The sequence below is a fragment of the Paenarthrobacter sp. 10L412 genome, assembly GCF_056395565.1.
Map to the genome: position 1 here is coordinate 1 of NZ_JBFTJT010000022.1, position 23,721 is coordinate 23,721.

At 62.7% G+C, this 23,721-nt stretch carries 25 protein-coding genes; 4 read left to right on the forward strand and 21 right to left on the reverse strand.

Annotation, left to right across the window (positions count from 1 at the left end; translation table 11 throughout):
* The 20 genes from AC1DD7_RS22780 to bioB form a co-directional block, all read right to left on the reverse strand.
* Nucleotides 1-143, reverse strand: a 143-nt coding sequence (locus tag AC1DD7_RS22780) for a TMEM175 family protein (RefSeq protein ID WP_477516732.1), incomplete at its 3' end; no start/stop codon positions are given.
* A gap of 225 nt (nucleotides 144-368) precedes the next feature.
* A complete protein-coding gene (locus tag AC1DD7_RS22785; protein WP_477516681.1) occupies nucleotides 369-668 on the reverse strand; it encodes a type II toxin-antitoxin system HicB family antitoxin in 300 nt (99 codons plus the stop codon).
* Nucleotides 669-710: 42 nt separating this feature from the next.
* Complete coding sequence (locus tag AC1DD7_RS22790) at nucleotides 711-1,628, reverse strand: NADP-dependent oxidoreductase (RefSeq protein ID WP_477516682.1); 918 nt, start codon at nucleotides 1,626-1,628, stop codon at nucleotides 711-713.
* Nucleotides 1,629-2,134: 506 nt separating this feature from the next.
* Entirely contained in the window at nucleotides 2,135-2,452 is a 318-nt protein-coding gene (gene fdxA / locus AC1DD7_RS22795) for a ferredoxin (RefSeq protein ID WP_477516683.1), read from the reverse strand.
* A gap of 6 nt (nucleotides 2,453-2,458) precedes the next feature.
* Nucleotides 2,459-3,937 carry an aldehyde dehydrogenase family protein gene (locus AC1DD7_RS22800; RefSeq protein WP_477516684.1) on the reverse strand — a complete coding sequence of 493 codons (1,479 nt, stop codon included), beginning with the start codon at nucleotides 3,935-3,937 and terminating at the stop codon, nucleotides 2,459-2,461.
* Between the two features lie 28 nt (nucleotides 3,938-3,965).
* Nucleotides 3,966-4,784 (reverse strand): SDR family oxidoreductase, encoded by an 819-nt coding sequence (locus AC1DD7_RS22805; RefSeq protein ID WP_477516685.1) that lies wholly within the window; start codon nucleotides 4,782-4,784, stop codon nucleotides 3,966-3,968.
* The gene (locus tag AC1DD7_RS22810) at nucleotides 4,784-5,734 is read right to left on the reverse strand and encodes a dihydrodipicolinate synthase family protein (protein WP_477516686.1); all 951 of its coding nucleotides are present in this window, start codon (nucleotides 5,732-5,734) and stop codon (nucleotides 4,784-4,786) included. The genes AC1DD7_RS22805 and AC1DD7_RS22810 overlap by 1 nt, the downstream gene beginning before the upstream one ends.
* Nucleotides 5,735-5,811: 77 nt before the next feature.
* Nucleotides 5,812-6,633 (reverse strand): enoyl-CoA hydratase-related protein, encoded by an 822-nt coding sequence (locus tag AC1DD7_RS22815; RefSeq protein WP_477516687.1) that lies wholly within the window; start codon nucleotides 6,631-6,633, stop codon nucleotides 5,812-5,814.
* Nucleotides 6,630-7,898, reverse strand: coding sequence for a CaiB/BaiF CoA transferase family protein (locus tag AC1DD7_RS22820; RefSeq protein WP_477516688.1), 1,269 nt, complete (start codon nucleotides 7,896-7,898; stop codon nucleotides 6,630-6,632). Before AC1DD7_RS22820 ends, AC1DD7_RS22815 begins: the two co-directional genes overlap by 4 nt.
* Nucleotides 7,895-9,259: an FAD-dependent oxidoreductase gene (locus tag AC1DD7_RS22825; RefSeq protein WP_477516689.1), complete on the reverse strand. Its 1,365-nt coding sequence runs from the start codon at nucleotides 9,257-9,259 to the stop codon at nucleotides 7,895-7,897. The genes AC1DD7_RS22820 and AC1DD7_RS22825 overlap by 4 nt, the downstream gene beginning before the upstream one ends.
* 10 nt (nucleotides 9,260-9,269) lie before the next feature.
* Nucleotides 9,270-10,601: an MFS transporter gene (locus tag AC1DD7_RS22830; protein ID WP_477516690.1), complete on the reverse strand. Its 1,332-nt coding sequence runs from the start codon at nucleotides 10,599-10,601 to the stop codon at nucleotides 9,270-9,272.
* Nucleotides 10,602-10,764: 163 nt separating this feature from the next.
* On the reverse strand, nucleotides 10,765-11,364 hold the full coding sequence (locus AC1DD7_RS22835; protein ID WP_223936112.1) for a helix-turn-helix domain-containing protein: 600 nt from the start codon (nucleotides 11,362-11,364) through the stop codon (nucleotides 10,765-10,767).
* Between the two features lie 89 nt (nucleotides 11,365-11,453).
* Nucleotides 11,454-11,834, reverse strand: a complete 381-nt coding sequence (locus AC1DD7_RS22840) for an Hpt domain-containing protein (protein ID WP_477516691.1) — start codon at nucleotides 11,832-11,834, stop codon at nucleotides 11,454-11,456.
* Between the two features lie 333 nt (nucleotides 11,835-12,167).
* The gene (locus AC1DD7_RS22845) at nucleotides 12,168-12,668 is read right to left on the reverse strand and encodes a very short patch repair endonuclease (RefSeq protein WP_477516692.1); all 501 of its coding nucleotides are present in this window, start codon (nucleotides 12,666-12,668) and stop codon (nucleotides 12,168-12,170) included.
* 27 nt (nucleotides 12,669-12,695) lie between these two features.
* Nucleotides 12,696-13,838 (reverse strand): cytochrome P450 family protein, encoded by a 1,143-nt coding sequence (locus AC1DD7_RS22850; RefSeq protein WP_477516693.1) that lies wholly within the window; start codon nucleotides 13,836-13,838, stop codon nucleotides 12,696-12,698.
* Nucleotides 13,835-14,518, reverse strand: coding sequence for a dethiobiotin synthase (gene bioD, locus AC1DD7_RS22855; RefSeq protein WP_477516694.1), 684 nt, complete (start codon nucleotides 14,516-14,518; stop codon nucleotides 13,835-13,837). The genes AC1DD7_RS22850 and bioD overlap by 4 nt, the downstream gene beginning before the upstream one ends.
* A complete protein-coding gene (locus AC1DD7_RS22860; RefSeq protein ID WP_477516733.1) occupies nucleotides 14,515-15,678 on the reverse strand; it encodes an 8-amino-7-oxononanoate synthase in 1,164 nt (387 codons plus the stop codon). The genes bioD and AC1DD7_RS22860 overlap by 4 nt, the downstream gene beginning before the upstream one ends.
* 8 nt (nucleotides 15,679-15,686) lie before the next feature.
* Nucleotides 15,687-17,015 carry an adenosylmethionine--8-amino-7-oxononanoate transaminase gene (gene bioA, locus AC1DD7_RS22865; protein WP_477516695.1) on the reverse strand — a complete coding sequence of 443 codons (1,329 nt, stop codon included), beginning with the start codon at nucleotides 17,013-17,015 and terminating at the stop codon, nucleotides 15,687-15,689.
* Complete coding sequence (gene bsaP, locus AC1DD7_RS22870) at nucleotides 17,012-17,335, reverse strand: biotin synthase auxiliary protein BsaP (protein WP_477516696.1); 324 nt, start codon at nucleotides 17,333-17,335, stop codon at nucleotides 17,012-17,014. The genes bioA and bsaP overlap by 4 nt, the downstream gene beginning before the upstream one ends.
* On the reverse strand, nucleotides 17,332-18,366 hold the full coding sequence (gene bioB / locus AC1DD7_RS22875; protein ID WP_477516697.1) for a biotin synthase BioB: 1,035 nt from the start codon (nucleotides 18,364-18,366) through the stop codon (nucleotides 17,332-17,334). The genes bsaP and bioB overlap by 4 nt, the downstream gene beginning before the upstream one ends.
* Nucleotides 18,367-18,574: 208 nt before the next feature.
* On the opposite strand from bioB, the gene AC1DD7_RS22880 reads away from it, so the two are divergent.
* Both AC1DD7_RS22880 and AC1DD7_RS22885 read left to right on the forward strand, forming a co-directional pair.
* Nucleotides 18,575-20,251 (forward strand): purine-cytosine permease family protein, encoded by a 1,677-nt coding sequence (locus AC1DD7_RS22880; RefSeq protein WP_477516698.1) that lies wholly within the window; start codon nucleotides 18,575-18,577, stop codon nucleotides 20,249-20,251.
* A gap of 115 nt (nucleotides 20,252-20,366) precedes the next feature.
* Nucleotides 20,367-21,380 carry an SDR family oxidoreductase gene (locus tag AC1DD7_RS22885; protein WP_477516699.1) on the forward strand — a complete coding sequence of 338 codons (1,014 nt, stop codon included), beginning with the start codon at nucleotides 20,367-20,369 and terminating at the stop codon, nucleotides 21,378-21,380.
* 40 nt (nucleotides 21,381-21,420) lie between these two features.
* Here the strand turns inward: AC1DD7_RS22885 and AC1DD7_RS22890 are convergent, their stop codons facing one another.
* On the reverse strand, nucleotides 21,421-22,596 hold the full coding sequence (locus AC1DD7_RS22890) for a zinc-dependent alcohol dehydrogenase (protein WP_477516700.1): 1,176 nt from the start codon (nucleotides 22,594-22,596) through the stop codon (nucleotides 21,421-21,423).
* 134 nt (nucleotides 22,597-22,730) lie between these two features.
* Here AC1DD7_RS22890 and AC1DD7_RS22895 point away from each other — a divergent pair, with 134 nt between their 5' ends.
* The gene (locus AC1DD7_RS22895; protein ID WP_477516701.1) at nucleotides 22,731-22,952 is read left to right on the forward strand and encodes a hypothetical protein; all 222 of its coding nucleotides are present in this window, start codon (nucleotides 22,731-22,733) and stop codon (nucleotides 22,950-22,952) included.
* Between the two features lie 236 nt (nucleotides 22,953-23,188).
* Complete coding sequence (locus AC1DD7_RS22900) at nucleotides 23,189-23,692, forward strand: hypothetical protein (RefSeq protein ID WP_477516702.1); 504 nt, start codon at nucleotides 23,189-23,191, stop codon at nucleotides 23,690-23,692.
* Nucleotides 23,693-23,721: the final 29 nt, after the last annotated feature.

A 23,721-nucleotide genomic window follows, 5' to 3' on the forward strand; every position in this document is an offset into this window, starting at 1 on the left:
ACTGCGGCCACGCCCTCCCATGTTGGCGTTTCCGGGGTGTGCAGCTCCAGGACCATGATGGTGATGATGATGGCCAGCACGCCGTCACTGAACGCCTCGAGCCGGTTCTTGTTCACAGGACCCGGTCCCGTCGCACGTGGCACTGCTTTTGGCTCACCCTGTCATCAGCCATAGTCGGCTCCTCTGAAGGTCTGCACTGTCGGGGACGACGCGCACCTGGTGGATAGAGTACACCCGGTCGCCGAGTGGCCCGCCAGCCCAAGATACAAACACCAGCGGAGGCCGCCTCTCGCATCACTTTGTGCTGCCACTCCTCGGTCCTGCAGAAAGCCTCGTGATCATCTCCGGTGCCTGGGGATATTCCTGGCTCACTTCTTGCTATCGGTCAGCCATGCGTCCAGTTCCTCATCAGTGGAGGAGTCAATCAGTTGTACTAAAGCCCAGTTGTCTCGATGGTTTGGGGCCGCGCGGAGGTGGTCCTCCCAGTCTTCGGCGTATTCACGGAGAGCATCGATTAGATCAATGGTCGCTTCTTCCAACGTCGTCCCGTCAGCCGCCAGGGGCAGGCCGGGCAGGAACATGCCCCAAACCCCGTCCTCGTTGACGACCTGCGCTTTTGCCGAAACGTTATTCACTAAGAATTCCTTGGACAATCTGGTATTCACCACAGAGGCGGAGCCCTCCAAGCTCAATCATAGACAGGCTGCAACCTATGGACGCACCTGGATGATCGTCTTCCCATTCCGGCGCGCGGAAGGATTGAGGGCATTGAGCGCATCGTCGAATTCTCCGACGTTTCCGATGTTTGTCCGCAATCGTCCGTCTCGGATTCGCTGGACGATTTCACCCAGCTGCGCACGATCCGATTCGACAACGAAATCCACTGCCAGACCATCCCGAGGGCGGGATTCAACCGGCCCGGTGATGCTTACCAGCGTTCCGCCGGGCCGGACCAGGGCCGCTGACTGCTTCTGGATATCGCCCCCAATCACATCGAATACCAAATCAACCTCGCCGATCTCTTGCAAGGTGTCGTTCGCGAGATCGACGAACTCGTGCGCTCCGAAGTCAAGTGCCTTCTGTCGATCGGCAGTGCGTCCTGTGCCGATGACGTAGGCGCCCGCTTCACGTGCCAGCTGAGTTACCATCGTTCCGACTGCCCCAGCGGCGCCGTGCACCAGAAGGCTCTGCCCCGACTGGATGCGGCCATGAATAAACAACCCCTGCCATGCGGTCAGGCCAGAGATGGGCAGACTCGCGCCAACTGTGAAGGCGACGTCCCCGGGCAGCGGCGCTAGGTTACGTGCCTCCATCGCCACATACTCCGCTAAGGTCCCATCTCGGTGCCAGTCCGCAAGGCCAAACACGCGTTGACTCACAGTCAGCCCTGTCGTCCCATAACCGAGCGAGGTTACGACGCCGGCAACCTCGTGCCCAATGATGGAAGGTGTCCGATCCCGTCCGGCTCGATCAGTCGAGGTCGAGGGCCACTGGACCTCGGTCGGGACGAATCCCGCGGCATGAACCTCGACAATGACATCATTAATAGATGCCGACGGCTCCGGCCGTTCGGCCATCCTCAGCCCGGCCATACCGGCGGACTGATCTGTCACAACAATTGCTTTCATCAAAAGCTCCCTGTACTCGACCCTGGCCTACAGGGCGGTTTTACTTTTGTAGCTTTAGCTTCCACTATTTTGCCGAGATTGAACCCCGGGTGGGTAGGTTCTGGTGTCGTGGTCCGGTGCCGCGACCTCGAGGGCGTCCTGCTCCGGTCGGTGGAAACACCAACCCAATATCCAGCCGTTTTCTGCTGGTACCGCTTCGGCACCATCGAGCTATGTCTACGAATCTGGTTGCCCTGAAGATCTCGATCCACGACCGGAGAAGTTGGCCGCAGAGGAACACACGTACAAGTCCCCGCTCCTGTTGCAGGGGGCAGAGTTGGTTCTGCAGCGCCATGCACGCCTAAATGAAATCAGTGAAGGCCTTGATTTCGTCACGAGTCATGATGCTGAGCTGCTGACGCGCCTTGAGGACGCATGACGGCATATCTGGACATTGAAGACGCCCCTTCACGTCGTTGATCGGTACGGCTTCCACACCCGCGATGTTGGCTCAGCCTCGGCGCCGCCTAGCTGCCCGCCCGCAAAGGCTCCGCGATCACCCCAGGATGATCGCGGCCGGCATTCTCGAAAAACTCCGCCTCGAAGAACCCATCCTCGAAGAACTCCGCGTTCGCCCTGATGTAGTCTGCCCACTCGTCAGGGACATCGTCCGCGTAGTAGATCGCCTCTACGGGGCACACGGGATCGCATGCCCCGCAGTCAACGCACTCGGACGGGTGGATGTAGAGCGAGCGTTCGCCCTCGTAGATGCAATCCACCGGGCATTCGTCAATGCACGCCTTGTCCTTCACATCTACGCAGGGCTGCGCGATCACGTATGTCATGGCGCACTACACACCGGTGTAGACGGTCTTGCCCCAGGTGTAGAAGTCCAGGGCGGACCTGCCTTGCTCGCGGAAGGTGTTGGTGGAGGAATCCTTCACACCGCCGAAGGGGACGTTCAGGTCCAGCCCGGCAGTGGGTCGGTTGATCTTCACCACGCCGGCTTGGGCGCGAGCAGCGAAGTCCGTGGCGAGAGCCAGCGAGTCCGTGCAGATGCCGGCGGTGAGCCCATAGCGGGAATCGTTGATCGCAGCCAAGCCTGTTTCATAGTCGGCCACCTCAAGAACTGCCACCACTGGCCCGAAGATCTCTTCCGTCACGGCTGCGTCGTCGAAGGGTAGTCCGGTGAGAATCGCCGCCGGGAAGAACAGCGCGCCGGCGGGGTCGCCGTCGTACTGTCCGTGCAGGAGTGTGGCCCCGCGTTCGACGGCGGTACGCACCGCTGCCTGGTCCTGCTCGAATTGCTGCCTGCTCACCACAGCGCCCATACGGGCGTCGCCATCAAGTCCGTCGCCGGTGGTGTAGTCGGCGGCCTCCTGAACCAAAGCATCGAGGAAGGCGGAACGGATGCCGGGCGTCACGTAGACGCGGGACGTCGCTGTGCACGCCTGGCCGGTCAGGCCGAACGCGCCTGCCGCTACTACCTGCGCAGCTTTGCGGGGGTCGGCGTCATCCAGCACCAGGACACCGTTCTTGCCGCCCATTTCGAGCTGGACGCGGGCGCGCCGGGCATTGAGGATCTCCTGCAGTCCAAGGCCAACATTGGTGGAACCCGTGAACGACAAGCCGGCAATCCGGGGGTCCCGGGCCAGCGCGTCACCCACTACGCGTCCCTTGCCGTGAACCACGTTGAACACGCCGGCGGGCAGTCCGGCGTCCTGCAGGGCGCGCGCCAGGTGGGTTGTGGACAAGGGAGTTAGCTCGGCCGGTTTGATCACCACGGCGTTGCCGCTGATCAGGGCAGGCGCAGTTTTCCATGCCGGAATCGCGATAGGGAAGTTCCATGGGGTAATGAGTCCCACCACGCCCAACGGTTCGCGACGCGTCGTGACGGTGGTGTCCGGCAGGCCGCTGGGCAGGACTTCGCCGGTTGCTGCCCAGCCGAGTGAGCCGAAGAAGCGCAGCACGTCCGAGGCACGCTTGACCTCACCCTTTGCCTCCGCAAGGGTCTTGCCTTCCTCACGGACCAGATCCTCAGCGATTGCGTGTTGGCGGTCGTTGAGCAGGTTTCCGGCCGCGATGAGGATGGCTCCCCGGGCTGGTGCTGGCAGGGCCGCCCATGACGGCTGGGCTGCGGCGGCCGCGGTGATGGCGGCGTCCACGTCCTGGACGGTGCCACTGGGTGAGAGCGCTGCGACTTCGCCTGGCCGGGCCGGATTCATTCGCTGTGTGTCCGCGTCGCCGAGCCATTGGCCATTGATGAGGTGCTGGGCGGTGATCGTCTGCGGGTCGGTGATCGCCTGGGGGTCAACTGCTGTGGAAGTCATGATGTTCCTATCGGATTTAAGGGGGAGGCTAGAGGCTGCGGATCAGGCCGCCGTCGCACCTGAGCGCGACGCCGGTGATGTACGACGCCGGCGCGCTGCACAGGAAGGCGGCAGCGGCACCGAACTCGGCAGGTTCTCCATAGCGCCGGGCGGGGATGGTCTTGCGGGATTCGAGCTGGATGTCTTCGAGCGTGGTGCCGCGGCGCTTGGCGGCGGCCTGGTCAAGTTGGGTGACCCGATCGGTGGCGATGCGGCCTGGCAAGAGCAGATTCACTGTGACCTCGTCCAAGGCAACTTCTGCGGCGAGCGTCTTGAGGTAACCAGCCAGGGCAGCACGTCCGGTGTTGGAGACGGCGAGGTTGGGAAGCGGCGCTGTCACCCCGCTGGATCCGATAGCCAGGATCCGACCCCATCGCCGCTCCCGCATCCCCGGAAGTACCTGGGAAACCAAGGCGTGCTGCGGTTTGACCAGGAGATCAAAGGCCGCTGCGATGTCATCGGGGCTCAGTGTGGCTGCGGCACCGGGTTTGGGACCTGGGCCGTTGAGCACCAGGATGTCGATGGGTCCCAGGTCCGCGACCGTCTGTTCCACTGCCGATTCGATGCCCTCGGGCGTGGTCAAGTCCGCCTCGATTGCCACAGCGTCGAAGCCCTTGGTGGATATGACCGCAGTACCAGTCCCATATGCGGCCTGCAGTTCAGCGACGATCTCCTTGGCACGGTCCCGACGACGGCCCACGATCGCCACGCGCACGCCTTCGGCAGCCAAAGCACGGGCAACGGCCAGACCCAGCCCGCCCGTGGAAGCGGCAACCAAGGCTGTCTTGCCTGCGATTCCCAGATCCATCAGAAGCTCCTTACCGGCAAAGTGGCATTTTCAAGGGCAGACGCTGCCTCACGAAGATGCGTGGCCATACTCCCGCGCAGGGCTTCGGGAAAGCCCGCTGCAGGAGCGCGAACGCCCGAGTCCTTAATAAGTCCCCGTTCGCGCAGGCATTCCTTGCGAATAGCCAGCGCCACTTTCGCTTGCTGCTCGAAGTTGATCAGCGGCAGATAGGGGAGTAGTTCGCGCTGGGCTGCTTCATAACCATCCTGCTGCCATGCCCGCACACAAGCTATGAGGGCTTCAGGGTACGAGAAACCGGTCATCGCGCCTGCTGCGCCGGCCATCAGTTCATCCAGCAGTCCCTGCCCGCCAAGGCCACCAAAGACTGAAACCCCGACGCCGGCACTCAGCTCCGCGATCGCGACGCTGGTGGGCGGCGCTTCGGCCTTGACGGCAATGACGAAGTCGCAGGAAGCCACCACATTGATCAGTGCGGGTGTGGAGATAGTGACCCCACTCGCCAACGGATAGTCCTGCAGGACCACCTTGGCGCCAGTAGCCCGGTGGATGGCATCCAAGTGCGCAATCACCGTCTCGGGCCTGGCCGAGTTAGCCTGCACCATCACAGCTGCCAGGCGTTCTCCTGCAACGTCCTGGGCTGCCCGGACTTCCTCAATGGCGGGCCGGGTGGCCAGAGCGGTCACGCCCACAACCAACGGCAGCGCGGTGCATTCGACGGCGGTTTCCAGCACTTGCCGGCGTTCCTCAGCCGTCAGTGCGGCTGCTTCGCCGAAGACTCCCAACGCGGTGAGTCCCGTGGCGCCGATGGCCTCGTAATGCTCCACGAGCTCGGACAAACTGTCCAGGTCCACGTCCAGCGTGCTCCCTTGGAATGGTGTGGCAACAACGCCCCACACTCCTGGAGCCAAAGATTTATGGTTTAGGGATTCGGGCGCGACTGATGGCGGCATCGGTATCTCCTCTACTTCGTTCTAAATGGTTTTTGTTGGCGAGGCGGGTCAGTGGTCGTGCCGGATCACTGAGCCGATCAATGCCCCGGCCAGATCGGCACACGCTTTTCCTGGAAAGCACGCACTCCTTCGGCGGAGTCTTCGCTGTCCAGCGCGGCCATAAGAGCCGGCAGTCGCAGGCCGCGGGCTTCGGTGGCCGTTAGATGGGACGTCTGGGTGACCATCTGCTTCACCGCGCGGACCGAGGTGGGTGCGCACGCAAGGACCTGGTCCACCCAACGCTGCACAGCGGCGTCGAGCTCCTGGGCAGGGACTACCTCGTTGACAAGCCCCATGGACTGCATCTCGGCAGCATCTACCTTGCGGCCTGTCAGGAGCATCCCCATGGCCTGGGTATACGGGACCCGCCGCACCAACTGGTGGATGCCGCCGTCGAGCGCTAATCGCCCAACCCGGGGTTCCGTCAAGCCGAACTTCGCGGTGTCGGCTGCCACCACGATGTCCGCACCCAGCACCATCTCCATGCCGCCGCCAAGGGCGTAGCCGTTGACGCGGGCGATGACGGGAATATCCAGGGTGGTGCGCAGGCTCAGGCCACCGAAGCCATTGGGATCCAGTCCGGCCCAATACTCCAGGCCGGTCTTGTCCACGGCCGACGCCGACATGTCAGCACCAACGCAGAAGGCGCGGGACCCGGCACCGGTTATGACAACCGCACGTACGGACGGGTCCTGCTCAAGCTGGGCCCAGATCTCGTTGAGCCGTGCATGGGCGGTGGCATCCACGGCGTTGAGGACGTGTGGACGATCGATGACCACCGTGGCCACGTGATTTTCGATGGTCAGGGTGACGGTATCCAGCGGCGCCTCCACCGGCGCTTGAACTGCTGTAGCCGTCATCGCAATACCCCCAGCTGCTGCAGGCGCTCGATCGTCTCTTGGTCGAAGCCGTTCTCCAGCAGGACCTCCACATTGTGCTCACCGAGTCGCGGCGCGGCGCGCCGGATGGTGGGTGGAGTAGCGGAGAGCCGGATGGGAGCGTTCAGCATACGGACAGTGCCGACGCCGGGGTGCTCTGCTTCCACGATCATCCCGTTGGCCTCTGTTTGCGCATCCGCCAAGGCCTGTTCCAAGGTGTGCACGGGAGCATTGAGCAGTCCCTGCTCCTCAAGCCGGTGTGTCCAATACTCGGTGGTATTGGTAGCGATGCGCTCGCGGAAAATGGCCTGCAGTGCCGGCTTGTTCTTGAATTGCTGCTCAAGGTTGGAGAACTCAAGCCGCTGGGTGAGGTCCTCGTCCAGGCCAAGTGCTTCAGAAATCCTGGCCAGGGGATCGGGGGTGAAACCGCCCACCATGCACACTGCACCGTCGGTGGTTTCGAAGACACCGCTCAGTGGCATGGCGCCCCAGTTGACCTCGTAGCCGCGGTTGAGCTGCATGCACGCTTCCTGCATCTGCAGGTGCAGCATGGAGTCGTACATGGTCACCTCCACCTTCTGGCCCACCCCCGATGCCTCGCGTGTGCGCAACGCTAGAAGGATGCCCTGCATGAGGTGCATGCCGGTGATGTAGTCGCACAGGGTGGTGGGGTAGATGGAGGGCTTGGCGTCATCGGATTCCCGTCGCCACATCACTCCCGAATACGCTTGCGCGATCGCGTCCTGGCCACCTTTATGGGCGTAGGGCCCCTCAGGGCCGAAGCCGGTGCCAGAGGCCCAGATGATTCCCGGGTTCGCAGCTTTCAGGTCCTCGTAGCCGAAGCCCATCCGTTCCATGACTCCGGAGCGGAAGTTGCTGACCACTACATCCGCATCAGCAATGAGCCGGTGCAGCACCTCGCGCCCTTCGTCGGTACGAGTGTCCACCGAGACACTGCGCTTGTTCCGGTTGATGGACAGGAAAATCGGGTTGTCCTGGCCGTCCTGGTCAGGGAACGAATTGCGTGAAATATCGCCGGCGCCGGGACGTTCCACCTTGATGATGTCTGCGCCGTAGTCGCCAAGCAACTGCGTGCAGGACGGGCCCATGAACACCTGCGTGAAGTCCACGATCTTGATGCCGTCCAGGGGCAGCGGGGTGACTGCTGCAGCAGCTGAGTCGCCGGTGGCAGCGGCGGCGGGAGCCGACGTCGTGCTTTCAGTCTGGTCGAGGAGAACGGTGCTCATGCCGGCACCGCCTCGTTGGAGTCCACGGTAGCGTTCGACGACGGGACGTCGCCTGGGTCTGCACCATGCCGGCGCATGCCCTGCTGGATATCCAGCGCGGAGACGTCGCGGACCAACATGTTGTTTTCCACGGCGAGTGCCGCTGCAACGCCGACGGCCTGTCCCATTGCCATGCAGGGCGGGATCTCGCGCGACATCTTCTGTGCCTCGGGGGTGGCGGAGTAGTGGCGGCCGGCGACCAGGAGCTGGTCCACTTCCTTGGGGAGCAGCGAGCGGTACGGGTAGTAGTAGTCACGGCCGCGCGCAACGGTGTCCGCGAAGTGGCGGCGCTGGGTGACGTCGTCCTTGGTCATGACGTACTCGCCCTGCAGGAGTCGGGTTTGGCGGACACCCATCTGGGAAGCGACGTCCAGCATGTAGCAGTTTTCGAATCCGGGGAGGTTGGCGCGGACGTACTCTACGGCCTCGGAGATGCGGTCCCTGGCTGCGAACTCCGCGGCAGTCATATCAGCCGGGTCAACGCCGTCGAAGCCGCTCATGTGCGGGGCGTTGCACCAGACCACGCCGTCGATGGGGGTCTTGAGCCACCAGAGTTCCCAGGCGCCACCGAGGAGTCGCTTGATCTTGCGGTTGATGGCGCGCGCTTCCTTGGGATTGGCCTGTTCGAAAGCTTCTGCTGCCTTGGTATTTACATTGCCCAATCGGAAAACGAGCGTGGTGAGGTAGTTGTCCTTGGCGTAGCTTGCACCGGCGCGGGAGGCGACGTCAATGTCACCGGTGGTGTCGATCACGACGTCGGCCATGAACGCCTGCGGACCCAGTTTCGTTTCACAGATGACGCCCTTGATCACGCCGTTGTCCACGATGGGACGGGAGAACCAGGAGTGCAGGCGGAGGTCCACGCCGGCCTCGCGAACGAGGTCGTTGGAGACGCGCTTCCAGCCGTCGGGATCGAAAGCCGCGGCGTAGCAGATGGGCTTCGGGTTGGTGTGCGAGTGGAAATCGAAGGTCCCGTAGCGGCCCCACTTGTTCCAGAGTTCCTCGGAGGTCTTGCGGTCATCGGCGGGCGGAACGACTGCCAGGCCAAGCTTCTGCAAGCGCTCCACGTACTCGGAGACGATGCCGGTGACGGTGATTTCCTGGCCGTTGATCATGTCATCGAGAACCAGGACCATACCGCCGGAAGCCAGTCCGCCCAAGGATGAGTAGCGTTCCAGGAGCGTGACTTTGGCTCCTGAGCGGGCGGCGGTAACCGCCGCGGCGACGCCTGCGGGACCACCGCCGACTACCAGGACGTCGGATCGTGAGATGACCGGGGCGGTGAGGTCCGCCGTCGTAGTGCTGAGTTCAAGGGTATTCATGGGAGGTTCCTTACTTTCCGACGAAGATGCCGTTGGAGCGGCGTGCGGCGAGGTAGAAAACGATGCTGAGGATGGAGAGGACGGCCACGTAGACCGGGAAGATCCAGGTGAGGTTCAGGGACTGGAACCAGACCAGAAGGTAGGAGGCGGTGCCACCGAAGAGTGCCACGCCGATGCCATAGCCCAGGGCCACACCGGTGCCGCGGATGTTCTTGGGCATCAGGGATGAACTGACCACGTTGTAAAGGGTCATGTTCAGCACCAGGACGATCGAGCCGCCCAGGAGGACTGCTGCGAATCCGCCAATGCCCGGCTGGACGTACATCAGCATGAGGAACACGGACGGGATGGCGAGGATTCGGGTCACCAGGAACCAGCGGGACATTGCTTTGCCGTCGGCCAGCTTGCCGATGATCCAACTGCCCACTACGAGGATGATGGCCAGGATGGTGGTGAGGGCGAAAACCGCGGTGGGATCTTCCTTGAAACCGCTGCGGGCTGCGGTGGGAAGGCCAACGTTCCAGGCGTAGTTGTAGGCCTGTGCTGCACCCACCACGAAGATGATGGCAAGCACGGAGAGCCAGTGCTTACGGACTCCGGACCACACGGCACGCGGCGTGTTCGTGGCCATTTCCTCGGCCTTGAGGGTCTCCGGCAGGGAGCGGCGGAGGTAGAGCACCACAAAACCGAAGGCAGCGCCGATGATGAACGGTACACGCCAGCCCCAATCGGCCATGGCTGCGCCGCCGAGGACAAGGCTGCAAAGGAAGCTCACCAGCGAGGCCAGCAGGATACCGATGTTCACGTAGAAGGACATGATGCCGGCCACGTAGCCTTCGCGGCCTTCCGGGGCAAGCTCTACAGCGTGGGAGGTGGAGAGCGGGGCTTCGATTCCCGTGGAGATGCCCTGCAGGACGCGGCACACGAGCAGGATGATGCCGGCCCAAGCACCGATGGTGGCGTAGTTCGGCGTGATGGCAATGATCAGCGTGGTGCCGGCCATGAGCATGATGGACAACAGCATGACCCGACGCCGGCCGATCCGGTCTGCGAGCGTCCCCAGCAGAATGCCTCCAAGGGGGCGGAAGGCGAACCCGACGGCGAACACGGCCAGTGCGTTCAACGTGGCGGAGAGCGGCTCGGTGTTGGGGAAGAAGTTCGGTCCAATGAAGGCTGACAGGAGTCCGAAGACCATCCAGTCGTACCATTCAAGGGCGTTGCCAAGGCCCAGGCCCAAGAGTCCTTTGCGGACCTGGGGAGTGAACTTTGGGTTCCTTGTGGGGGAGGAGTGGCTGGTGCTTGGTGACGGGACGGCGTTGTCCGTCGTTTGGGTGTTGAGCATGGAAGTGTCCTTACGCTGACGCCCCGGAGGGCGTGGGAGGGTATGACGCAGGAACGCCTGTTGGAGGAGGCGTGTTGTGCGAAAGTGGCAAGGATTGTCTGCGGCCACGGTTCGTGTCCGGACAGTTAAGGGAAAACGCTGGCGCCGTTGAGGGGCAGCAGTGTTACCACGCGTGTGGTGCGTTGACCCAGATGGCTACGCATACCTCTTCGTAGCTGTTCTTGTACCAGTGTGGGATCTCTGAGGAGTAGGTGATCGAGTCGCCCTCCTCCAGGCTGTAGCAGACGCCGTCCAGATAGACGTCCTTACGGCCGGAGATGATGTAGCAGAACTCTTCACCGCTGTGGGTAAAAGGGGTTGCGCTGGTGTCGTGCCCTGGGGGCGTGCTGATCCATTGCGCTTCGATGCTTCCGTCGCGGTTGGGAGTCAGCAGTTCGTGTACGGCTTCGCCCACGGATTCACGGGTGACGTTCTTTAGGTTGCGTCGCTCGGATCTGCGGACCACCGGTGAGGTGGATTGGTCCTGGCCAATGAAGAATCTCCCTACGGGGATGTCCAGGCCGTGGGCCAATTGGGCGAGGGTGGTGAAGGAAGGGTTGGCCATTCCGCGTTCGATTTGGCTGACGATCGCCTGGCTGAGGCCGGTGATGTCCGAGAGCTGGGCGAGGGTCATGCCCTTTGCCTTGCGCATGGTGCGCACCTTGTTCCCCACAGTTGCCAGCAGTTCGCTGGTGGCTGGCGGTGCAGGAGTCTCGGTAGTCATTGCCGCATCCTTCGTTGGTGAGCTAACTCACACAACTATAGTGAAGATTTTTAGCGAGTCAATGGTTTTCTTTATTTTCGTGAAGATCTTTACGAAAGTGGGGGTTGGAGTTCGCAAATCGTGCCGAACACGAAGGCTTCGATCATCTGCACTTGCGGCCTCAGTTCCTGAAGGTGCCCGGCATTGGGGAGGAGCCTGATGCTGATTTCCAGTTCCGTGGCCAAGCGGCTCATGCAGATGGCGCCCACCATGTGGCTTGATGTCTTCAGGCTCAGCACCGCATCCATGGCATCTTCCATGTCAAGGTTGTTCAGCGCGTGATGCAGGCGGTCCACACGCCACGGCAACAGATCTATGTAGTTGCGGACAAACCTGGTGACGATGGATCGGTCTCCGCCAAGTTCCGCCTGGAGTCCGGTGAGGACGGTGGGATCGACCAGTGATTCTGTGCACTCGTCATACTCAGACACCAAACCCCTCCCGCCTCCGAACAATAGATGCACGATTCAACAGTAGGTCCCGGGGAACTACTGCAACGCCGGAAATCGAAAGCTTGATCCAATCTTGAGCGGACTCAGAGGGAGTCTTGATCGAAGCCCCCGAAAGTAAGTAAAGGAAATGGAGTAATCGCCGAATCGGGGGGATCAAGGCGTGGATACAGGAATGGAATTCAGCATGAACGATGGTGTTCGGCCCTCGGCGGGCCTCATGGTCATCATCGTGTTGTGCCTGACGGTGCTGCTGGGTATTGGTGGAACGTCAGCCTACGCGTTGTGGGAGCAAGGCTCCCACGCCAGCACCGATCACTCGGACTCCGCTGGGTCCGCTGGGACTGCCGGCTCCAGAGCCCCGTAGGGCGAACTGCCCTCCACGTACCCCTCCAAGAACGCTGTCAGCCGTTCTTCGAGGACTGAGCTGTCCCGCAACTCGCACTCCCAAACCGTCAACGTGTCCCAACCGGCAGCGCGCAATTGTTCCCTTTGAGCGAGATCGCGTTCACGGGTCCGGTTGCGCTTGGTCTCCCAGAACTCCGCGTTCGCAGTGGGGGAGTGCAGGCCAACCTTGCAATCGTGGAAGTGCCAGAAGCAGCCGTTGACGAAAATGACTTTGCGACGGCTCGAGAACACTAAATCGGGCCGGCCCGGCAGCTTGGTCCCGCCAGCCTGCCCATGCAGCCGGTAACGGTACCCCTTGGCGTGCAGGAGTTTCCGGACCAGCAACTCGGGCTTGGTGTTTTTGCCCCTGATCCTGGACATGTTTCGGCTGCGCTGCTCCGGCGTCAGCAAGTCCCGGCTCTCGCCCATAAAGTCCAGCCTACCCACCCAAACTAGCTAAGGGCGGGCGACGCTGACCGTCCGGGGAGCCTGGAAGGACAGCAGCCGCAGCCATTCGGGGTTGGGGTCCTGGAGCCGGACCCCCTTCAGGGCCGCGGTAGTCTCCTGAACCACGACGACGGTCTCCAGCTCTGCGAGTTTGGCACCAAGGCAGCGATGGATTCCTGAGCCGAAGGCCAGACCGTACGGTGTGGGGCCTTGATGATCGGTGGCTTCCCCGGAAGATCCCCCAGTGCCTTCCCGGGCGGCCCACGGAAAGCCGTGGTTCCCGGTCAGCTCCACCAGGATTTCTTCGCCCGCAAGGATGTGCTCGCCGTTGAGCTCGGTATCGCGGGCGGCCACCCTCCGCCAAGTTGGCACGGAAGATTCAGTGGCCAGCACATGACGAACAATCTCCCGGGCTTTGGCGCTGGAGGACGCCTCGTCCCAGGATATTCCCCGGGAGCCCTCGGCCAGCCGGAACAGCGTGGTGCTGATGAGCTGTGTGGTGGTCTCCTGGCCAGCGATGAGCAGGAAGTAGCCCAACGAACAGATCTCAGGGGTGCTGAGCCCGTGGTCCGCGAGTGCCTTGAACAGGTTTGGTTCCGGGGCGACTACGGCTTCAAGAACCAGCTCGCGCAGCCAGGTGTAGAAGTCCGCCGCGGTGTGGGCCAGCTCGAGTTGCCGTGCGGGATCCGGCCATCCCCAGAACAGCTCAAGGGAGTCCAGGCTCCACGCCTTTAGTTGGGGAAGGTCTCGGACGGGAAGTCCCAGCATCTCCAGCATGATGACTGCCGGCGGATACGCGGCCACTGCCTGCACCAAATTAACGTTTCCTGCTGAGCTGAGGAGCTGGGCTGCGGCCGAGGCTGACTCCCGGGAGAGCTGCCGGATGCGCGGCTCCATCGCAACAACTTTGGCGGGAGTGAAGAAGCCCGCCACCACCTTGCGGATAGCTGCGTGTGAGGGGGAATGGTTGCTGGCCAGGACAGGTGGAAGGGCGAAGCGTGCCTTCTGCAGGACGCGGAGGGCTTGGCCGCTCAAGGGCGTCACGGCCAGAAGTGCGTTGGCAGGGCTGAAGTCGCCCGGCCGGTGAAGTACCTCGCGGACGGTATCAGGATCGCGCAGCACGTTGTAGGGGCATGTGCTGACGGTGCTCATGCGGGCACCCCTGCAAGCCAGGAGGCCGCCTGTTCGCGGAACGCGCCGGGATCCATTCCGGCGGCTTCGTGCCGGATGGCACCCAGCAGCGGGACAGGCCAGTCGGAGATCGTGGCACGGTTGCTGCGCTCCACTGCGCCAGGGACCGCAGGCCAGCTGCCAAGCACAACACCGACCACCCGCAGGCCCCTCCGATCGAGGGCTTCGAGCGTCAGCGCCGTGTGGTTCAAGGTGCCCAACGACGCCCGCGCCACCACCGCGAAGCCAGCCGAATCGCCCAGGAGGGTTCCGAGATCAGCCAGCGTCCCGCCGTCGTGGTCCAACTCAACCAGCACCCCACCGGCACCTTCCACAAGGACGTGGTCATGCGTGTTGGCCAGGGCGCGGATTCGCTGTGCATGCGAAGCAAGCTGCGGCAGTACCACCTCGTCACAAGCAGCAGCGGGGACGGGTGCCAGCGGCTGTTCCAGCACGATGCCGGCCTCGGCCGTGAGCGGGCCGGCGAGCCGCACCACTTCCGCACAGTCCGAATCGCCATCGACGTTCCCGCTTTGGCAGGGCTTGTAGACCGCTACCGAGCAGCCGCGCTGCTTAAGCGCTGTGGCGAGTGCCGCCGTCGTAATGGTCTTCCCGACGCCGGTATCGGTACCGGTCACCAGGATGATGCGGGGAAGTTTCATGAGGTTCGCTCCAGGATGTCGCGCAGCACTGAGCAGGCGTGGTCGAGGTCGGTGGGGGTGAGGTTGGCTCGGGCCGTAAGTCGCAGGCGGGAGACGCCGTCCGGCACTGAAGGTGGCCGGAAACAGCCCACCTGGACGCCAGCAGCGTACGCGGCCTGGCTCGCAGCCAAGGCGGCTTCCGCTGAAGGCATGGGGATGGATTGAACTGCTCCGGCAGAACGCTCGACGGCGGCTGAGCGGCCCGGCCTGGGCTGCAGTTGGGCGGCGAGAGCGGCTGCGTTGTGATGGACGGCCGCGGCGCGCCAGGGTTCCTGCTGGATGATTCCGACGGCGGCCAAGGCAGCAGCCGCGGCGGGTGGGGCCAACGCGGTGTCGAAAATGAAGCTCCGCGAACGGTTCACCAAGTGCTCTCGCAGCAGGCTTGAACCGAGCACAGCCCCGCCCTGGCTGCCCAAGGCTTTGGACAGGGTGGCCGTGCGGACAACACCCGGATGGTCCGTCAGGCTGGTGCCAGCCACAGCGCCGCGCCCTTGAAAAGGACCAACGCCGCCAACGCCCAGGCTGTGGGCCTCGTCGATCAGCAGCACCGCATCGTGTTCCTGGGCGAGGTTGAACAACTCCTTTAGTGGAGCAGCGTCGCCACCGACGCTGTAGATGGACTCAACCACAATCAATGCCCGCGGCTGTGTCCGTTCCTGCAGGAGGCGTGCCGCGTCCGCAGCGTCATTGTGCTTGAATTCCCGCACCTCGGAACGGCTCAGCCTCAAACCATCGATCAACGAGGCATGGCAGTGCTCGTCCGCCACAATCAACGTTCCGGGACCACCCAAAGCCGTGGTGACGCCCAGATTGGCGAGGTAGCCGGAGGAGAACACCAACGCAGCCTCCGCTCCCGTGAACAGGGCAAGGTGGTGCTCCAACTCAAGATGCAGTTCCGTGGTGCCGGTGACCAGCCGGGATGATGCAGCGCCAGTGCCCCAGCGCCTGATCGCCTCCGTGGCAGCCTCCGCCAGTCGTGGATCCGTGGACAGGCCCAGGTAATCGTTGCTGGCGAGGTCGATCATCCGGCGGTGCCCGGCCTGCGGACCGCGCACTGTCGGCTTCCGCACCAGCCCGCGGCGCTCGCGGACCTCTGCCTGCTGCTCCAGCCAGGAGGTCATGGAGACGCTCATGCTCTGGCCCCCAACCTGTCTCCGGCCGCGGAGACTGCTGCCACCATGCCCTCGGTGATGGTCATGATCTGGGAGGTTGAGCTGATGTACGGCGGCATCGTATAGACAAGGTTGCGGAAAGGACGGATCCACACTCCCTGCTCGATCGCGGCACGGGTCACTGCAGCGACGTCCACCGCATCCGCCAACTCAATGACGCCCACGGCGCCGATAGTGCGGACGTCCCTCACGCCGTCGAGCACCAATGCCGGGGCCAATCCTTCCGCGAGGCCTGCACCTATGCGGTCAACATCCGCGCGCCACTCGCCGTCCCGCAGCAGTCCGAGGCTCGCGTTGGCCACGGCGCAGGCGAGCGGGTTGCCCATGAACGTGGGGCCGTGGAGCAGTGCACCGGCACCGCCGCTGGAGACCACCCGGGCAAGCTCACCTGTGCACAATGTTGCAGCCAGAGTCATGTACCCGCCCGTGAGGGCCTTGCCGACACACAGGATGTCCGGAACGACGCCAGCATGGTTCGCCGCGAACAGCTCGCCTGTTCGCCCGAAGCCCGTGGCGATCTCGTCCAGAATGAGCAGCAACCCGTGCGCATCAGCCACCTCGCGGAGGATCTGCACACACTCCGCCGGGTAGATGAACATCCCGCCGGCCCCCTGCAGGACAGGTTCCACGATGATGGCCGCGAGCTCATTGGAATACTCACTGGCCAGCGCCTCAACTGACGTCCGCCACTCACTGATAGCTGTTGGCGTGGCCGTCGCCGCGGCTGGAGGACGCGGCGCGAACACGTTACGGGCCAGCAAACCAGGGAACGCGGAGTGCATACCGTCAACGGGATCACAAACGCCCATCGCCGCGAACGTGTCGCCGTGATAGCCGCCGCGGACCGTCAGGAAGCGCTGCCGTCGTGGACGCCCGGAGGCGGTCTGGAACTGCACCGCCAGTTTCAGGGCAACCTCCACCGAGATGGAACCGGAATCAGCCAGGAACACGCGCTCCAACTGACGGCCAGGCTCGCCGGGCGCCAGCGCCAGCAGGTTCTCGGCAAGATCCACGGCAGGCTGATGCGTCAGTCCCCCGAACATCACATGGCTGAAGGAGCCCAGCTGGCGCTGAACCGCGGCATCCAGCACAGGATGGCGATACCCATGGATCACGGACCACCACGACGACATCGCATCCAGCACCTCGTGCGTGCGGCCGTCCTCGTCCCGAAGCCGCAGCGCCACGCCGTCGGCCGCTTCAACTTCCCAGAGCGGCAGCGTCCCGGACGCCGGAGCGTAAGGATGCCACAGGCTCGCCCGGTCTCGCTCGATCAGCGAACTCATCGGGACAACCGTCCGTGACGCGAACACTCCGCCGACCATCCCAGCGGCGTCACCTGGACCTTCATCCGGCGGCGGCACTGCGCGCAATACCTGGGCGGCTCCATCGCCAACCGTTGCTGGCAGTCCTGGTGCGGGTCCGACGTCGGGCGCTCGCCGTTGGTGCCATGGTTACCAGTGCCGCGGCGAACGGTACCGCCCCCAATGACGGTGCCGTTCTCAACAACGGTGCCGTCCTCAACAACGTCTTCACCAAGGGCGCCGGCCACCGTGCCGCCGCAGTGCCCGCAGTATTCCGCCGTCGTGGCGCCGATCGCGGTCATAGTGTCTTCTGGAGTTCCTTGATGGGCATGTTGAGCTCCACCAGGAGGTTGAGGTCGGCGGTGGCGGGGCGGCCCAGGGTGGTGAGGTAGTTGCCCACGATCACGGCGTTGATGCCGCCGAGCAGGCCTTCGCGGGTGCCAAGATCGCCGAGGGTCAGTTCGCGGCCGCCAGCGTAGCGGAGCACCGTGCGCGGCATGGCGAGCCGGAAAGCGGCAATGGCGCGGAGGGCGTCCTTGCCGTCCATGATGCCCTGGTTTTCCAGCGGCGTTCCCGGACGCGGATTGAGGAAGTTCAGCGGAACTTCGTGCGGTTCCAATGCGGCCAGCTGGGCGGCGAGTTCAGCCCGCTGCTCCAGCGTTTCGCCCATGCCGATCAGGGCGCCGCAGCACAATTCCATGCCGGCGGCCTTGACCATGTTGCACGTGTCCAGCCGTTCCTCGTAGCTGTGCGTGGTCACGACCTCGGGGAAGTAGCTCCGGGCCGTTTCGAGATTGTGGTTGTAGCGGTGGACACCCCACTCCGCCAACTGGTCAACCTGGCGCTGGGTCAACATGCCCAGGGAGCACGCGATGTTGATATCAACTTCCTCGTTGATGCGGTCGATCGCGAACTTGATCTGGTTCATGAGCTTGATGTCGGGGCCACGCACAGCTGCGACGATGCAGAACTCGGTGGCACCGGTGGCGGCCGTTTCCTTGGCAGCCTTCACCAGCTCGGGGATATCCAGCCACACGCCGCGGACAGGGGAATCAAACAGGCCGGACTGGCTGCAGAAGTGGCAGTCTTCGGGGCAGCCGCCGGTCTTGATGGAGATGATGCCCTCAACCTCAACGTCCTCGCCGCAGTGCTTCAGCCGGACCTCGTGGGCGAGCTGCATGGCGGCCGGAATCGCTTCGTCAGGAAGTTGGAGGATCTCCACAAGCTGGGCTTCGTCGAGGCCTTCACCGCGCTCAAGAACCTGCTCGCGTGCGATGTCCAGGATGGCGTAGGCAGCGACTGCTGGGGTTCGATGAGTTGTTTGGGTCGTCATGGACTTGACGGTATCCGGGGGCGCGCATCGCGATTTTGTGGGGTACGCACAAAGTGGCGTCGCGGATTTTGGAGCGCCCTTATGGCTCGTGGGCGAGACGGCTGGTGCAGAAGTTACAGCTGTGAAACATCGTTGTGACTGATTTGACCCGCTGCGTGACTAGCGTCGTTGGCGAAGCACCGACCACGAATCTCGAAAGTGAGCACGGATGAGCGACGTTCTGACAGACAGCCAAAGAACTACGACGGCGGGGAACGCCGATGCGATGAGCGCAGCGAAGGAGAGCCTGGAAGACTACACACTCCGGTTCGCCCCGCGCTCTTACCGGAAGTGGAGCGCCGGCGTGGTGGCGACCAGTGCACTTGGCGGGATCGCCTACCTGGCTGACTTCTCGATCGGCGCAAACATCGGCATCGCCTACGGCACCGTGAACGCCATTTTCGGCATCATCGTGGCCGCGGTGATCATCTTCGCCACGGGCTTTCCACTCGCTTACTACGCCGCCCGCTACAACATCGACCTTGACCTCATCACCCGCGGGTCAGGCTTTGGCTACTACGGTTCAGTGGTCACGAACATCATTTTCGCGACCTTCACCTTTATCTTCTTTGCCCTCGAAGGCTCCATCATGGCCCAGGGCCTGCAATTGGGGCTCGGCGTCCCGCAATGGCTTGGGTATGCCGTGTCCACCATCATCATCATTCCGCTGGTGATCTACGGGATGAAGACCCTTGCTACTTTGCAAGTCTGGACCACGCCCCTGTGGTTGCTGCTCATGGTGGTTCCTGTTGGCTATCTGCTGTTGTCACACCCGGACAGCATCGACGCCTTCTTTGCTTACACCGGCGCTTCGGGCGAGGGCGGCACCAATCTCGCCTCCGTGATGCTGGCTGCCGGCGTGTGCCTTTCGCTGATGGCCCAGATCGCAGAGCAGATCGATTACCTGCGCTTCATGCCGCCCAAGACTGCGGAGAACAAGGGTGCTTGGTGGCGTGCCGTAATTCTTGCAGGACCGGGCTGGGTTCTTTTCGGTGCCATCAAGCAGGTTGTGGGCATGTTTATTGCCATTTACTTGATCGCCAAGCTTGACCCCGCGGCAGCCGCTTCCGCGAATGAGCCTGTCCACCAGTTCCTGGGTGTTTACGAAGAAATGATGCCAGCGTGGCTCGCAATGTCCCTGGCCGTTGTGTTGGTGGTTATTTCGCAGATCAAGATCAACGTGACCAACGCCTATTCCGGCTCGCTTGCCTGGACCAATTCGTTCACCCGCATCACCAAGACCTACCCGGGCCGCATGGTGTTCGTGGTGGTCAACCTGGTGATCGCATTGGTCCTCATGGAGTCGAACATGTTCGAGTTCCTCAACACGATCCTTGGCTTCTACGCCAACTGCGCCATGGCCTGGGTGGTTACGGTTGCCTCCGATATTGCGATCAACAAGTACCTTTTGAAGATCTCGCCCAAGGTTCCTGAGTTCCGTCGGGGCATGCTCTACGCCGTCAACCCGGTCGGGTTCGTGTCCATGCTGGTGTCCGCAGGGATGTCCATCGCGGTTTTCTTTGGGGCTTTCGGTGCCGCAGTGCAGCCGTATTCGCCCATTTTCGCCGTCGTCCTTGCTTTGGTGCTTCCCCCGGTTCTGGCTTTGGCGACGCGCGGCCGCTATTACCTCCGGCGCAACGACGACGGGATTGACCTGCCCATGTTCGACGCCGACGGCAACCCCAGCGACGAGAAGCTCCTCTGCCACGTCACCGGCCTTGAATTCGAACGCCCGGACATGCTCCGCTCAGGCCAGGACGGTCCCGACGGCGAACCCCGGTTCATCTCCTCCCTCGCCCTGTCCACGGATAAGTCGGGTTCACTGGTACTTCCGGCCCAGAAGTAGCCGCGCCACCCAACTAGGGGACAGCACATGTTCCTATGAGCCCTCATAGCGACGTTTGCTGTCCCCTACTTGGGCTGACGCTGGGCGCGAATAGTCAGGATGCTTAGAATGAGGCATGGCACAGGATGAGCGGAACGAAGAGTCCGGGCAGGCTGAGGAGATCGAGCAGGCCGAGTCGACAACCGACCTCGACGAGGACATCGCCATGGCTTTGGAAAACCATGTCCTTAACCCGGCGGAGGATCCTGAAGACGCCTCAGATCCACGGACGATGTATCCGTCGGGGGAGTTCGAGCCGCAAACCCAGGACTACCCGGGCTGGACCGAGGCAATGATCCCGCGCCCGGACCACGGGGAGCAAAGCTATGTGGGCCATCACCGCATGATGGGATTCCGGACCTTGATTACGGGCGGCGACAGCGGGATTGGGAAAGCCGTGGCTATTGCCTTCGCCCGTGAAGGTGCAGATGTGGCGTTCACGTATTTGCCGGAAGAGGAGCAGGACGCCGAATTGACCGTCCAGCTGATCGAAGCCGCGGGCAGCCGTGCGCTGGCGCTGCCGGGGGATCTGAGGGACGAGGAGTTCTGTCAGGAAGTCATCGCCCAAACCATCCAAGAATTCGATGGTCTGAACGTTCTGGTCAACAACGCAGGTTTCCAGATGACTACCAGCCAGGGGATCGAAGACCTCAGCAGTGAACAGTTCGACCGGACCTTTAAGAGCAATGTCTATGCGCTCTTCTGGCTTACCAAGGCAGCCTTGCCTCATTTGCAGCCCGGGGCCTCGATCATCAACACCTCATCGATCCAGGGTTACCATCCGAGTCCGTCGCTGATCGATTACGCCGCTACCAAGGCCGCCATCAACAGCATGACGTTCTCGTTGGCAGAATCCCTGGGGTCCAAGGGAATCCGGGTGAATGCGGTAGCTCCCGGGCCGGTGTGGACTCCGTTGCAGCCACCAACCCAGCCGGAGGAGAAGATCGTAAAGTTCGGACAGGACACGCCGCTCGGCCGGGCCGGTCAGCCTGCTGAACTTGCCGCAACGTACGTCCTGCTGGCAACAGAGGAATCCAGCTACATTTCCGGCTCGGTTATTGGGATTACCGGCGGAAAGCACCTCGCCTAAGGCGCCTCGGGGCATATCCAGAAATGGGCATATCCAGAAGTCAGGGCTTGAGCACCACCTTGATGCAACCGTCCTGCTTCTTCTGGAATTTCTCGTACAACTCAGGTGCATCGTCCAGACCACCCGTGTGGGTGACCAGATGCATGACTCCCAGCGGATCGGCGTCGTCCTCTACCAAGGGGAGTAGCTGGTCAGTCCAGTTGCGGACGTTGCATTGCCCCATGCGGAGTTGGACTTGTTTGTCGAACATGGTCATCAGCGGCATGGGGTCGGCTTGGCCGCCGTAAACGCCGCTGAGCGAAATAGTCCCGCCGCGCCGAACCACATCCACCGCCGTGTGGAGGGCGGCGAGGCGGTCCACGCTCATGGTCTCCATGGCTACCTGTGCTGGCTTGTCAGGGAGCAGGGAAACGGCCCGGTGCAGGAATGAGGCTACCGGTGAGCCGTGGGCTTCCATGCCCACTGCGTCCACCACTCCGTCCGGACCGCGGCCCAAGGTCTCCTCGCGGATCTGGGCGGCGACGTCCGGGCTGTAGTCCATGGTCTCCACTCCATGTTCTTCCGCCATGGCCCGGCGCTCAGGAACGGGATCTACGCCAATGACACGGAATCCGTTGTGGACGCCAATTCTGGAGGCGAACTGGCCCACAGGACCGAGTCCGAGCACTGCCAACGTGCCGCCCTCGGGGACGTTGGCGTATTCCACGCCCTGCCAAGCGGTGGGCAGGATGTCGGAGAGGAACAGATAGCGTTCGTCGGGGAGGTCTGAATCTACTTTGATGGGCCCGTAGTCGCCGAAAGGCACACGTAGGTACTGTGCCTGGCCGCCCGGGACGGAGCCATAGAGTTCGGAGTATCCAAAAAGTGCAGCCCCTGTACCTTTGGCTTTGACCTGCGTGGTTTCGCACTGCGACTGAAGGCCTTGGTTGCACATGTAGCACCGGCCGCAGGAGATGTTGAAGGGCACAACAACGCGGTCGCCCTTCTGGAGCCGGTGGACCTCCGAGCCCACTTCTTCCACGATCCCCATGGGTTCGTGGCCGATGACGTCGCCCTTGTGCATGTAGGGGCCGAGGACTTCGTAGAGGTGCAGGTCCGAGCCGCAAATGGCTGAAGATGTTATTCGGACGATGACATCCGTTGGTTCCTGGATGGTGGGATCGGGGACATCAATGACGCTCAGCGAGCGCCTTCCTTGCCACGTCACTGCTTTCACAATCGCTCTCCCTGCTTTGGGGGCTGGAGGTGTCCCGCGCTGCAGGAGACCTTCCCAGCGAAGCAGAGTTGGCAGCGCCACACAAGGTCTCCGGCAGCCTCGACAGCCCCTGATGCCCGGCCTACATTGAGGCTATGAGCGAAGAATCGATCGAACGGGACCCAACGACTTCCGAAAGCACAGCGCCTTCTGAAGCCTCAAAACCCGCGGTACCTGCCGACGTCGAGCATGAGGACAGCAGCCCTGGGACAGGTGACTTCACCACCGAAGTGGACCCCACCTTTATCCCTGATGAAAGCGGCGAGACGCCGGATGAGAAGCGCGCCCGGGAGCATCCAGAGCCGACGGGCAGCTAAGCGCGCCAGATTTTGCGGTAGTAGAACGACGGCGGCCCCCAGGGGCTGTCAGGGCGCACCTGCGCGCCCATTTAGTAAGTAACCTGATAACTGGTGTTAAGCTGGTATGAGATAGCTGTCCACGTGATCAGAAAGCGTTTGGAACGAACACGGGATGGGTACAACTTTGGGTACTAAGCACAGCATGGGCTAGGGACGGCGCCCAAACAAAGCCGTTCACGAGGGAGGCAATCCACATGGACACAGGGCAACTGGTATTGATCATCGTGTTGGCCGTCGTCGTAGTCGCAGCTGTGATCATTGCAGTGGTAGTTGGACGCAAGAAGAAGACCGAACTCAATCGCCGTCGCGCAGGGGAATTGCGCGAGAAGGCGGACCAGGAAGCCGTCGGCGCACACCAGGCGAAGGCACAGTCGGCCCAAGCCGAGGCATCGGCGGTTCAGGCAGAAGTCGAGGCCAATCGACTCCGTCGCGAAGCGGAGAGGCACGCGGAGAAGGCAAATGAAGCTAGCGGGCGCGTTGAGGAGCACCTGCGCCATGCCGACAAAGTGGACCCTGACGTCAGGACCGACCGCGACCGGGAGAACGACACGGACCGGGAACGTGCCCGTGACATGGATTCAAGCGACGAACGACTCACACGGGATCGTTCGGCGCGCGACGGCGTCGTCAGGGAAGAGCCCCTGCGGGACGGTTCTACCCGGGACGGTTCCAGGCGGGACGGAGATAGGAACGTGTAAGTTCCTACGGTGAAACGGAGGCAGGAAGT

What these genes read in the sequence shown, in the direction of transcription:
- AC1DD7_RS22790 (WP_477516682.1), bottom strand. Translation starts at nt 1,628, where the DNA reads ATGAAAGCAATTGTTGTGACAGATCAGTCCGCCGGTATGGCCGGGCTG.
- fdxA (WP_477516683.1), bottom strand. Translation starts at nt 2,452, where the DNA reads ATGACATACGTGATCGCGCAGCCCTGCGTAGATGTGAAGGACAAGGCG.
- AC1DD7_RS22800 (WP_477516684.1), bottom strand. Translation starts at nt 3,937, where the DNA reads ATGACTTCCACAGCAGTTGACCCCCAGGCGATCACCGACCCGCAGACG.
- AC1DD7_RS22805 (WP_477516685.1), bottom strand. Translation starts at nt 4,784, where the DNA reads ATGGATCTGGGAATCGCAGGCAAGACAGCCTTGGTTGCCGCTTCCACG.
- AC1DD7_RS22810 (WP_477516686.1), bottom strand. Translation starts at nt 5,734, where the DNA reads ATGCCGCCATCAGTCGCGCCCGAATCCCTAAACCATAAATCTTTGGCT.
- AC1DD7_RS22815 (WP_477516687.1), bottom strand. Translation starts at nt 6,633, where the DNA reads ATGACGGCTACAGCAGTTCAAGCGCCGGTGGAGGCGCCGCTGGATACC.
- AC1DD7_RS22820 (WP_477516688.1), bottom strand. Translation starts at nt 7,898, where the DNA reads ATGAGCACCGTTCTCCTCGACCAGACTGAAAGCACGACGTCGGCTCCC.
- AC1DD7_RS22825 (WP_477516689.1), bottom strand. Translation starts at nt 9,259, where the DNA reads ATGAATACCCTTGAACTCAGCACTACGACGGCGGACCTCACCGCCCCG.
- AC1DD7_RS22830 (WP_477516690.1), bottom strand. Translation starts at nt 10,601, where the DNA reads ATGCTCAACACCCAAACGACGGACAACGCCGTCCCGTCACCAAGCACC.
- AC1DD7_RS22835 (WP_223936112.1), bottom strand. Translation starts at nt 11,364, where the DNA reads ATGACTACCGAGACTCCTGCACCGCCAGCCACCAGCGAACTGCTGGCA.
- AC1DD7_RS22845 (WP_477516692.1), bottom strand. Translation starts at nt 12,668, where the DNA reads ATGGGCGAGAGCCGGGACTTGCTGACGCCGGAGCAGCGCAGCCGAAAC.
- AC1DD7_RS22850 (WP_477516693.1), bottom strand. Translation starts at nt 13,838, where the DNA reads ATGAGCACCGTCAGCACATGCCCCTACAACGTGCTGCGCGATCCTGAT.
- bioD (WP_477516694.1), bottom strand. Translation starts at nt 14,518, where the DNA reads ATGAAACTTCCCCGCATCATCCTGGTGACCGGTACCGATACCGGCGTC.
- AC1DD7_RS22860 (WP_477516733.1), bottom strand. Translation starts at nt 15,678, where the DNA reads ATGACCTCCTGGCTGGAGCAGCAGGCAGAGGTCCGCGAGCGCCGCGGG.
- bioA (WP_477516695.1), bottom strand. Translation starts at nt 17,015, where the DNA reads ATGAGTTCGCTGATCGAGCGAGACCGGGCGAGCCTGTGGCATCCTTAC.
- bsaP (WP_477516696.1), bottom strand. Translation starts at nt 17,335, where the DNA reads ATGACCGCGATCGGCGCCACGACGGCGGAATACTGCGGGCACTGCGGC.
- bioB (WP_477516697.1), bottom strand. Translation starts at nt 18,366, where the DNA reads ATGACGACCCAAACAACTCATCGAACCCCAGCAGTCGCTGCCTACGCC.
- AC1DD7_RS22880 (WP_477516698.1), top strand. Translation starts at nt 18,575, where the DNA reads ATGAGCGACGTTCTGACAGACAGCCAAAGAACTACGACGGCGGGGAAC.
- AC1DD7_RS22885 (WP_477516699.1), top strand. Translation starts at nt 20,367, where the DNA reads ATGGCACAGGATGAGCGGAACGAAGAGTCCGGGCAGGCTGAGGAGATC.
- AC1DD7_RS22895 (WP_477516701.1), top strand. Translation starts at nt 22,731, where the DNA reads ATGAGCGAAGAATCGATCGAACGGGACCCAACGACTTCCGAAAGCACA.
- AC1DD7_RS22900 (WP_477516702.1), top strand. Translation starts at nt 23,189, where the DNA reads ATGGACACAGGGCAACTGGTATTGATCATCGTGTTGGCCGTCGTCGTA.